This window comes from Streptomyces humidus (assembly GCF_014649655.1).
GTDB classification, from domain to species: domain Bacteria; phylum Actinomycetota; class Actinomycetes; order Streptomycetales; family Streptomycetaceae; genus Streptomyces; species Streptomyces humidus.
Map to the genome: position 1 here is coordinate 1 of NZ_BMTL01000079.1, position 10,364 is coordinate 10,364.

The window sequence follows — 10,364 nt, forward strand, 5'->3', positions numbered from 1 at the left end:
GGGAGAACATTCCGGCGTACTGACCATAGAAACGCTCCATGGCATCCGCTGTGATCTTCCTTGCGGGCGCCTGAACCGAAGCGGGAACGGTGGCGGGCACGGTGGCGCCGGCGTACGCCCCCGTGGCGGGGAAGTAGGTTCCCGAGACGGCGGGCTGAGCCATGACAACGGGAGCCTGAGCAGGGGCGATCCACTGCACCTGCTGCACCGCCGGCCCCTCGTACGAGACAGCGGGATAGGAAGAAGCGACGCCCTGCTGCACGTAGACGTAGGCCGACTGACCGCTGCTCGAACTCCCCTGCACCACCGCCGGCCAGGAAGAGGTCCCCGGCACCTGCGCATACGGCACCGACTGCCAGGCTTGGGACGACGAACCCGCAGCCGACGTCCCCGCCACCGCGTACCCCTGCTGCGAGGAGGACGCCGTCGGCACCGCGTACCCCTGCTGCGAGGAGGACGCCGTCGGCACCTGCTGCGGTGGCCGGCCACGCCCCTGCCGCCGCGACCCGCCCGGCACCATGCCCCCACGCAGCCGCGGCGCGTCCTGCCCCACGGCCGCGTAGGCGATCTCGCTCGCTCGCTGCACCGACGACAGGCCCGGCAGCCATGAGCCCTCGTCGACCATCTCCTGACGGATCCGCTCGAACTCCTCCCGGCTCACCTCCCCCCGCGACATGTCACGAAGTCGCCCGTTCACCCTGTCGAAGAGATCCTCATCCGGATCCAACGGCCGAAAACCCGCCGGCTCCGTGGCCGGGGGCTCGGAAGCCACCGGAGCGACGGGCTCGGAAGACCTGCCGGAACGCATCCCATCGGTCTCGGACACGACATTCACGGGAGACGGGTCCGGCACCCGGTCACCCGCCCCCGCCGACGGCATTTGCTGCTTCCGCGCCACCGAGTCCGGCGCATCCGTCTCGGTGCCGTACGGAAGGCCGGCCGGAGGAACGGCGACGGCTCGGGAGTCACCGGCGGAGTGTGCGCCCCGCGCGTGTGCGCTCGGCCCGGGCTCCGACCTGGGCTCCGACCTGGGCCCGACGACCGTCCGGTCGCCGCGGCTGGTGGCGTCGGATGCCGTTGCCGGTCGGCGCCCTGCCTCGAGCGGGGACGTGCCGTCCTCCCCGAGGGGCGTCGCGATCGTGTCGGCCGTCGACCGGCGGTTCGCCTCTTTGCCGTCCGTAGTCACGGTCGCGGTCGTGGTCGCGGTCGTGGCCGTGGTCGCGATCCGGGCCGTGTCCGATGACAGCGGCGTGGCGCTGCGGGCGATCTGCGGCGAACCGGTGGCGGTCGGCCGGGCAGTCGCCGTCGGGGGCAGTGCCGTCCCGGGCTCTTCGGTCGCCTCGGGGGCGGGACTGTTCACGCTCCTCGTGCCCGCAGCCGTGCTGGTCCTGTCCCCGGCCTGGCCCGTGGTGGCTGTCGTCGGGTTGCCGCTCTGCGAGGGCTCGGTTCCGGTCGTCCGAGCCGGTTTCGAGGAGTTCGACGGCGCTGAGCGGTCCGCCTCATGGGAATCGGCGGCCGTGGACCGCTGCGCCTCCGGAGCGGCGGGGACGGAACCGGCCGTGCCCGAAGTCGCAGCCATGACCGGGGCCGCGGCGATGGCGGCCTGCGACATCGCGTCGGCCGGGAGCCGACCGGTGGTCCCGGTGTCGCCGTCGGCGGATGTGCCGACGTCGTGGACCCCGTTCTCGGTCCGCTGCGGGGTAACGGCATGGTCGCCGGACGTCGTGACGACGCGGTCCGCCTCCTCCGGCGCCCGGTTGCGCACCCCGGTGCCGGTCGCGGCGCCTTCACCACCGGAGTGCGTGGTGCCCCCGGTGCCGGTCGTGGCTCGCCTGGTGCCGGTCGGGGTGCCTTCGGCGGAGTGCTCGGTGTCCGCCAGGTGCACACCGTTCCCCCCGCTCACAGTGGAGATGCGCTGCACGCCCGGCGCCGTGACACCGGCCAGACCCCCCAGTGCGGTCAGGCCGTTGACACCGCCGGAACCCTCCGCCAGCCCACCCGAGGTCTGCGACGCCTTCAACCCGTAACCGGGCTCCCCGGTCGACGCCCCCTTCCGCTCCAGATCGGAGGACTGCCCTCCCGTTCCCTCCGCCATTGCATCCCGCGTCGCCTCTCGCAGACCCGTGACACCTTCCTCGACCCCGTGGTGCAGCAAGCCCTCACTGAACTGGCTCACCCCCGCGGTCCAGAAACTCGTCCCGAACGCACTCCACGAGAACGGCACCCCGTAGAACGCCATCGCCAGCAACGTCTCCGGCAACGCCTCCGTCAGACCGTCCGCGACGAACTCCGACACCCTGCGCGGCGCCTGGAACACCCGGTCCAGCACCGACGGCGCATTCACCGACGGTCCGTTCACCCCCGGCGGCAGATCCCGCCCCGCCTTCGTCAGATCCCCCGGCAGATCCTTCGCCAGATCACGGCTCATCTCCCTGCCGAACAGACCGTTGAACGAGTCCGCGAACCCCCGCAACGGCCCCGACAGCCAACCCGCCGCTCCACCGATCGCCGCACTCTGCCCGATCGCACGCCAGTCCACACCGTGCGGCTTCATGTCCGGCGAATTGAACGCCATCAGCCCCAGACGCACCACCAGCGTCTGAAAAGCCTCCTCCAACGCCTCACTCAGACTCGGCATCAAATGAGTCCGCCGCAGAAAAAGATCCAGCGTCGTCAGAAAGGCCGTAGTACTGCGCGCCTTCGCCGCAGCCGCCTGACCCGCAGCCGCGGGATTGATCCACGCCGTCGCCGCGAGAATCGTCAGCTCGATCACCAGACGGATCAACTCCGCGATGATCTGCCACTTGCTCTCCTGAATATTCAGCGACTGATCGCGGTGCCCCGCCGCGACATCCCGGAGACTCTTCTGATACTCCTGCAGATAATTCGTGCCCCCGTTCGCGCCCGTCAGCACCGAGAGTGCCCGCACATAAGAACGACCCGCATCACCCGGCAACGAATCGCCGACATGCTGCACCGAATAATTGATGTCGTTCTCAAGCGCCCTCATCCGACGCCCGAATTCCAACAGCTTCCGGCTGCTCTCCTTCGCGCCCGTCTCGCTCGCCTGGGGCAGAGCAGAACCGATCAGCGCAATCAGAACCGCGTTGAACTCATCAGAAACACGAAGATCGCCCATCGTCAGCGCCTGCCGCCGAACTCGGACGCCTCGGCGGCGCCGGTGGCCTGCTGCCCTGAGGCGGTGGTCTGCTGGTAGATCTTGCGGATCCGCGGTCCCACCCGCCTGGCGTGGCCGTCGTCGACGCAGGCCCGTCCGGTGAGCATGCCGTGCCGACCGGCCGGATCGTTCACCAGCGCGTGCGCCTGCTCCGCGATGCTCCGCATGCCCACCACGCCCCCACAGGTGAGGCGGGGGTTCGCTCGGAACGAGTTGCCAGCCATGATCGGCCTCCGGGTCGGGCTGTGTGCGTCGTCCCTCGCGTGCCGCGACGGGACTGGGTCTGCTGATGGCCGCCGTCGGGCGGCTCAGTCGTTGGCCTGGTCCTCGACGACCTGGTCAACTCCCTTGGCCGGGAAGGAGCTCGGCGCTGTCCCGGCCGCCGCCGGCGACGCCGGTCACTCTGGCGCGGACGGCGGGACTCTCCGGACAGCGGTCTCGGCCCACGCGGATCACGGCTCCGTTGCGCGCCCGCGCCCGCGCCTCGCCGACCGTGCGGAAAGCAGCCCGGTCGTCCTTGCCGACCATGGGCACCTGCCGTGACACTTTCCAACCTCCTGAGCCAGGTGCACGCGAGGCGGCGACGGGCGGCGACGCCCCGGGCCGCGGACGCAAGCGGACGCCACCGACCGTGGGTTTCGGCATCTTAGGCAGGCGTGTGTGCGTAAGAGCTGACCGTGGAGCCCCTCGGGGCCTCGCGATGACCTGCGCGATCCGGCACACCGGACCATCGGTGCACCCGTCACGCATCACCAGGTCACCGAGCGACTGCGACCACCGAGCCACATCGGAACCAATGTCTAGCTCTGCCCCGGTCCGTCGTCTCCTGTCCGCCCGCCGGCCGCGGGGCGTGGCTCCTCCAGGTGCATGCGGATCACCGCGTACGTCTCGCCGTCCCTGGGCGGCCGCGTCCACGAGCGGGAGCGGAACGTGTGCAGTCGCCCGTTCGTGAGGGCGTGACGAGGGAGACGGACGCCGAACTCCCCGGTCACCGCTTCCAGCAGCGGCCGTTCCGCCTCGGCCCCGTCCGCCAGGGCCCCGAAGAACCGGTGCGGGTCCAGCGCCCGCGGTATCTCCCCGCTCTGCCGGATCTCTCCGCCGGCGTACGTGAACGCGTACTGCTCGGCGCCGTCCCGTGCCACCGAAAGGTGGAAGAACGGCTCTCCGTGCCGCGCCCTCAGGCCGCTCCACACCACCACCGCGCGGGTGCCCTCGCTGGCAGCCGCGGCCGGGGAGACGAACCGCCGTCGGTCGAACGGGGCGGGATCGCCCTCGAAGGCGAAGCACCAGCCGGTCCCGGCCCGGCCGACCGCCATGAGCGCCCTGTCCTCGTAGGACGAGAACTCCGTCCGGCTGTGCGGTGGTCTGTGGCGCGCGTCCCAGAGCGTCATGGGTTCGCTCAGCACGGCGCCGTCCCCGTCCGCGAGGCGTCCGGACAGCTCTTCCGGCTCCACCCCTTCCACCAGGACGAACCGGTAGGACGTGCGGTTGTTGCCCGGGTCCGGCTCCGCGAGCCACGCCAGGCCGTCGGGGTCGAGGCCCGCCGTCGGCCCAGGCGCCTCGCCCGCCTGTTCTCCTCTCGGTGCGGACAGCAGCTCGCGACCCCGCTCAGGGGTCAGCAGCGGCCCGAGCACCGGGTCGGCCACCCACCCGAGGGGCGCCAGGTGGTCCGGTCCCAGCGGCTCCCACAGAGGCAGAGCATCCATCAGTGTCCGCCATGCCCCGTCGGTGTCACCCCACCGCGCCAGCTCCCGCGCTCGCTCGACCGCCTCCCCGAACGGTCCGGCCGCGGTGTACCGGTACGTGCCGCTCCTCACCTGATCCAGCGTCGCGTAGGCCAGCGACACCAGGTCGTCGTCGGCGCCGCGCAGAGAGAACATCAGCGTGGAGTCGTCCCGGTACGAGTGCGCCGCGTGCTCGGCGACCAGCGGCGGCAGCAGCTCGGGCGCGTACCGCGGATCCGTCGCCAAGCCGTCGAAATACACCATGGAGGTCTGTCCGAGAAGGCGCCGTATCTGGTCGCCCAGCCCCGCGGCACGCGGTCTGCCGTACCCCTTGGCCTCGTCCAGCGCCTTCCCGGCCCGCTCCCAGCCGCCGCGCAGCGCCTCCAGCCGGGCCTCCTCCACCAGAGCGTCCAGATTCCGCGTCGTGTCGTTGTCGAACACCGGCTCCCCGTCGGCCCGGTGCGCCCGCAGGCAGTGGAACTCCCGGTGCATCTCCCGCATGAACTCGAGGAAGTTCGCGTGCCGCTCGGGGGGCGCGGCCCGCCAGCTCGACCATGTGTACACGGCCCACTCGCCGTCCTCGCCGACGTCCTCGGGATCCATCAGGACGTAGGTGATGTCGGACTCGACGTCGAGCTGCAGCCCGCGCCGCCAGATGCCCGCCTCCTGCCGCTCCTCGGGCCCGGCGTCCTCGTCCAGGTCTTCCTCGAACGACTCCGTGAGTCCCGACTCGTCGTGGTGCCAGCGCGCGTCCTCGGTCCCCGCCAGCAGCCACACGAACCCGCCCGCGTGCCGCCACCCGTCGCTGACCTTCAGGAACTCCCGGTACGACGGGGGCATCCGGCGGCCGAGACGCTCCTCCATGGCCGCGATCCGCTCCTCCGACGCGGGTGGGAACCCCAGCCACCCGGCCCGTCGCGCGGCCTCGTCGTCCTCGCTCCGCGTCTCGTCGTCCGACAGGGAACTCGCCCACTCCTCGCTCCACTTGAGAAGGAAGGCCCGCCAGTCGAATGCCGTGGTGTCCGTCATGTGTCCGATGCTGCCACCCACCACTGACAGGGCTCCGCCGCTCGCTGCGACCGGCAGCGCCTCGTGCACGCGAACGGCACGGCAGCGCTGCCGGCGTGGCCCGCGCCCTGCCCGGTCGAGGGAAGAGCCGGCGCACTCCGCGCCGGTGGCACGTCCGCTGCGTACGCCGAGCGCGCGATGTCCGGTTATCGCCGGTCCGCCGTAAATGCCTGGACTGGGGGCCTCCTTCGACGGGACACTTCCGACTTCCGAACTTCCGGGAGCGTGATGGGGACAACAGATACGCAAGGGCCGACGCCGGGCAGGAGCGCGGTCGTTCTGGCACTGCGCCGCTACGGACGGGAACTGCTTCGACTACGACGACTGGCCCTGCCCGCGCTGCTGCTGCCGGCCGTGGGCAACATCGGCATCCGCTACGTCGCCCCCCTGCTGATCGCCAAACTGGCAGGACAGGCCGCCGGGGACGCCGGTCTCACCCTCGCCTCGGCGCTGCCGTACGTGCTGGGCTTCGGTGTGACGCTGCTGCTCGCCGAGGCCGTGTGGCGGGTCGGGCAGCACTGCCTCAACCGTGTGGACGCCCTCGGTATGGAACACCTGTACGTGAGCGGCATGGACGAACTCCTCGCCAAGGACGCGGCGTTCTTCCACGACAACTTCGCCGGCTCCCTGACCAAACGGGTGCTGAGCTTCGGCAAGCGCTTCGAGGACTTCGTCGACACGGTGACGTACCGGATCGTGGGAAGTGTCGTCCCCCTGGTGTTCGGCGCCGTGGTGCTGTGGAGCTACGAGCCCATGCTCGTCGTCGGCCTTCTGGTGATGATCGTGCTGACCGTGGGAGCCGCGACACCTCTGATCCGTCGCCGGCAGCGGCTCGTCAACGACCGCGAGGCGGCGATCGCCCGGGTCTCCGGCCACGTCGCCGACAGCCTCGTGAACATGGAGACCATCCGGGCGTTCGCGGCCGAGCGACGGGAGGCCGACGAACACCGCAGCCGTGTCGCGGACTCCCGCCGCCTGACGCTGAGATCGTGGGACTACGGCAATCTGCGCGTCGACGTCCTGATCGCCCCCATGTCCGTGCTGACCAACGTGCTGGGCCTGTTGGTCGCCATCGCCCTCGGCGGCCCGGGCCAGGGAGTGGAGGAGGTCGTCGTCGCTTTCACCTACTACTCCAACGCGACCCAGATCATGTTCGAGTTCAACCAGATCTACCGGCGCCTGGAAAGCTCGATGACCGAGGCCGCGCAGTTCACCGAGCTGCTGCTGGATCCGCCCACCGTGCTCGACCCGAAGGAACCCGAACCGCTCGCGCCGCGGGACACGGGCATCCGCTTCGAGGCGGTGACGTTCGCCCACGCGGGCGCGAAGCCGATCTTCCGGGCACTCGACCTGGACGTGCCGACCGGGGCACGGATCGGTCTGGTCGGCAGGTCCGGCGGAGGCAAGACCACGCTCACCCGGCTCCTGCTGCGGATGTCGGACATCGACGGCGGACGCATCCTGATCGGCGGGCAGGACATCAGCCGGCTGCGCCAGACCGACCTGCGCTCACTGATCGCCTATGTCCCGCAGGAACCCGCCATGTTCCACCGCAGCCTTCGGGACAACATCGCCTTCGCCCGGCCCGGCGCCACCGGCGAGGAGATCCGCGCCGCGGCCGAGGCCGCGCACGTCACGGAGTTCGCCGACCAACTCCCCGACGGCTTCGCCACCCTGGTGGGGGAGCGGGGAGTGAAACTCTCGGGCGGTCAGCGCCAGCGCGTCGCCCTCGCCAGGGCCATTCTGCGTGACGCCCCGATCCTGCTGCTCGACGAGGCGACCAGCGCGCTGGACTCGGAGAGCGAGCTCCTCGTCCAGGACGCCCTGTGGCGGTTGATGGACGGACGTACGGCCCTTGTGGTCGCGCACCGGCTGAGCACCGTCGCCGGCATGGACCGTCTCGTCGTCCTCGACCGCGGAAGGGTCGTCGAGCAGGGCGCCCACGAGGAGCTGCTCGCGGCGAACGGCGCCTACGCCAAGCTGTGGCAGCACCAGTCGGGCGGCTTCCTGGGCGAGAGCACGGAATCGGCCTCCGTGCACCCCGCCTCTGTGCACCCCGCCTCTGTGCACCCGGCCTCCGTGCCCCCGGCCTCCGGACACCCGGTCCCGGGAGCCGGTCCCGGCGGGCTGCCCGGCCCGGCCGACCCGGCGCCGGAGGGGGACCGCAGAACGCCTTCGCCCGCCAGTACGGGTACCCGTGCTCCGTGACCGAGCCGGTCAGGGGCGTTCTGGCCCGCTGACGATGTCACGCCGGCACGGGGGTTCGGCGTCCCGGAGAGGGGTCTCCGGGACGCCGGGCCGCGACGGCGGTCTCTCCGCGCCGCGGCTGCGCCCTGCGTGCCGGACTCCGGCAAGGGAGGCAGTCCGGCAGCCGCGGCGACCTTGGTGAGGGAGCCGTCCGAGGGAGCCGTCCGAGGGAGCCGTTCCTGCCGACGCGTAAGCCGTCGACGGCGTCGGAGGTCCCGTTCCGCGCGTACGGGTACGGCAGCCTCTCGTGAGAACGTCCGCCCGCCCCGGACAGCCCGGCGCCGGTCTTCCGCCATGGGTAAGATTGCTGAAAAAGGTAGAAAAAGGCTGCTGAGGTGCATATCGCACCGGGTATCTCCGGTCGTACGGCAGGGATTCCTTCCCAGGGGTATCCGGCTGTCCCGTATCGGGGTGCAATGGTGGGAGTCAGGCCCTTCCGCACCCCCACCGGTCAGAAGAGGCGCGCAATGGATCCATGGCTGATCTGGTTGATCGTCGCGGCGGTGCTGGCCGCGGCGGAGATCTTCACCCTGACCGCCGCGCTCGGAATGCTGAGTGCGGCCGCTCTGGTCACCGCCGGGTCCGCCGCGGTCGGGCTGCCGCTGCCGTTGCAGTTCGTGGTGTTCACCGTCGTCGCCACGGTCACCGTGATCTTCGTGCGCCCCATCGCGCTCCGCAACGTCCTACAGCCCCCGGCGCAGCGGTTCGGCGTGGACGCGCTGGTCGGCAGGGGCGCCTACGTCGTCTCGGAGGTGACGGGCCTGGGCGGCAGGGTCCGGATCGACGGTGAGGAGTGGACGGCCCGCGCCTATGACGAGACGCTGGTGATTCCTCCTGGAAAGACCGTCGACGTCATGGAGATCAGCGGCGCCACCGCGATCGTCTACCCCCGGGACTGAAACCATGGAAATCTCGGCCCTCCTCATCGCCGGCCTGATCGTCGCGCTGATCGTGGTATTCACCGTGGTGCGGGCGGTCCGTATCGTGCCCCAGGCGCGCGCTCGCAACGTCGAGCGGCTGGGCCGCTACCACCGGACCCTGAATCCCGGTCTCAGCCTCGTCATCCCTTACATCGACCGCGTGTATCCGGTGATCGATCTGCGGGAACAGGTCGTGTCCTTCAAACCGCAGCCCGTCATCACCGAGGACAACCTGGTCGTCGAGATCGACACCGTTCTGTACTTCCAGGTCACCGACCCGCGAGCGGCTTTCTACGAGATCGCGAATTTCCTTCAGGCGGTCGAACAGCTCACCGTCACCACCTTGCGCAACGTCGTGGGATCGATGGATCTCGAAAAGACGCTCACCTCCCGGGACACCATCAACAGCCAGCTCCGTGGTGTGCTGGACGAGGCGACCGGCAAGTGGGGGCTGAGGGTCAACCGGGTGGAGATCAAGGCCATCGACCCTCCGCAGACGATCAAGGACGCCATGCAGAAGCAGATGCGGGCCGAGCGGGACAAACGGGCCGCGATCCTCGGCGCCGAGGGGCAGCGCCAGTCGCAGATCCTCACCGCCGAAGGCGACAAACAGGCAGCCGTCCTGCGTGCGGAGGGCAACCGCACCGCCGCGATCCTCCAGGCCGAGGGCCAGTCCCGAGCCATCGACGAGGTCTTCCAGGCCGTACATCGCAACGACCCCGACCCCAAGCTGCTCGCCTACCAGTACCTCCAGACGCTGCCCCAGCTCGCGCAGGGTCCGGGCAACAACTTCTGGGTGATCCCCAGCGAGATCACCTCCGCGCTCCAGGGCATGTCCCGCGCCTTCACCGAGGCGCTGCCCCAGTCACCGGCCACCCGCGAGAGGCCCTCGGACGACATGGCCGCCCAGGCCGCCAGCGACAAGGCCCAGGCGGAAGAGGCCGCTGCCGCGGCCCTCGCCGACGCGGCCACGGCCGAGGGCGTCACCGCCGACAACCCCCCGACCCGCCCGCCTAGTTGACGGCGGGCGGTGCCGCTGCCGGCGCGACCGGCCGGACCTCGGCCCTTCCCGGGTGGGCCGGGTGTCAGAGGTGGGCGGAGGAGGTACGCGTAATAGCCGCCACTTCATAGCAGAGCGTGACGCTCGAATACGGTGAGTGTGCGTACGCTCCGTGATCTGGCCCTGGCCTCCGCTGCCGGGATCGTCGCTGTTTATGGTGGCCGCTG

The 10,364-nt window shown here is 70.6% G+C and carries 7 protein-coding genes; 3 read left to right on the top strand and 4 right to left on the bottom strand.

Annotated elements, in window-relative coordinates:
- From IE239_RS40740 to IE239_RS40755, 4 genes are all read right to left on the bottom strand, one after another.
- Positions 1 to 3,139 (bottom strand): WXG100-like domain-containing protein (locus IE239_RS40740; protein WP_190154496.1); only part of this gene is annotated, 3,139 nt, incomplete at its 3' end.
- A gap of 2 nt (positions 3,140 to 3,141) precedes the next feature.
- A complete protein-coding gene (locus IE239_RS40745; RefSeq protein ID WP_190154497.1) occupies positions 3,142 to 3,402 on the bottom strand; it encodes a hypothetical protein in 261 nt (86 codons plus the stop codon).
- A 115-nt stretch (positions 3,403 to 3,517) separates the two neighbouring features.
- Positions 3,518 to 3,724, bottom strand: coding sequence for a hypothetical protein (locus IE239_RS40750; protein WP_190154498.1), 207 nt, complete (start codon positions 3,722 to 3,724; stop codon positions 3,518 to 3,520).
- 254 nt (positions 3,725 to 3,978) lie between these two features.
- Positions 3,979 to 5,931 (bottom strand): SMI1/KNR4 family protein, encoded by a 1,953-nt coding sequence (locus IE239_RS40755; RefSeq protein ID WP_190154499.1) that lies wholly within the window; start codon positions 5,929 to 5,931, stop codon positions 3,979 to 3,981.
- Positions 5,932 to 6,198: 267 nt separating this feature from the next.
- Here IE239_RS40755 and IE239_RS40760 point away from each other — a divergent pair, with 267 nt between their 5' ends.
- From IE239_RS40760 to IE239_RS40770, 3 genes are all read left to right on the top strand, one after another.
- Complete coding sequence (locus IE239_RS40760) at positions 6,199 to 8,178, top strand: ABC transporter ATP-binding protein (protein WP_190154500.1); 1,980 nt, start codon at positions 6,199 to 6,201, stop codon at positions 8,176 to 8,178.
- A gap of 506 nt (positions 8,179 to 8,684) precedes the next feature.
- Positions 8,685 to 9,116: an NfeD family protein gene (locus IE239_RS40765; RefSeq protein WP_190154501.1), complete on the top strand. Its 432-nt coding sequence runs from the start codon at positions 8,685 to 8,687 to the stop codon at positions 9,114 to 9,116.
- 4 nt (positions 9,117 to 9,120) lie between these two features.
- Positions 9,121 to 10,158 (top strand): SPFH domain-containing protein, encoded by a 1,038-nt coding sequence (locus tag IE239_RS40770; RefSeq protein WP_190154502.1) that lies wholly within the window; start codon positions 9,121 to 9,123, stop codon positions 10,156 to 10,158.
- Positions 10,159 to 10,364 lie beyond the last annotated feature (206 nt).

What these genes read in the sequence shown, in the direction of transcription:
- IE239_RS40745 (WP_190154497.1), bottom strand. Translation starts at nt 3,402, where the DNA reads ATGGCTGGCAACTCGTTCCGAGCGAACCCCCGCCTCACCTGTGGGGGC.
- IE239_RS40755 (WP_190154499.1), bottom strand. Translation starts at nt 5,931, where the DNA reads ATGACGGACACCACGGCATTCGACTGGCGGGCCTTCCTTCTCAAGTGG.
- IE239_RS40760 (WP_190154500.1), top strand. Translation starts at nt 6,199, where the DNA reads ATGGGGACAACAGATACGCAAGGGCCGACGCCGGGCAGGAGCGCGGTC.
- IE239_RS40765 (WP_190154501.1), top strand. Translation starts at nt 8,685, where the DNA reads ATGGATCCATGGCTGATCTGGTTGATCGTCGCGGCGGTGCTGGCCGCG.
- IE239_RS40770 (WP_190154502.1), top strand. Translation starts at nt 9,121, where the DNA reads ATGGAAATCTCGGCCCTCCTCATCGCCGGCCTGATCGTCGCGCTGATC.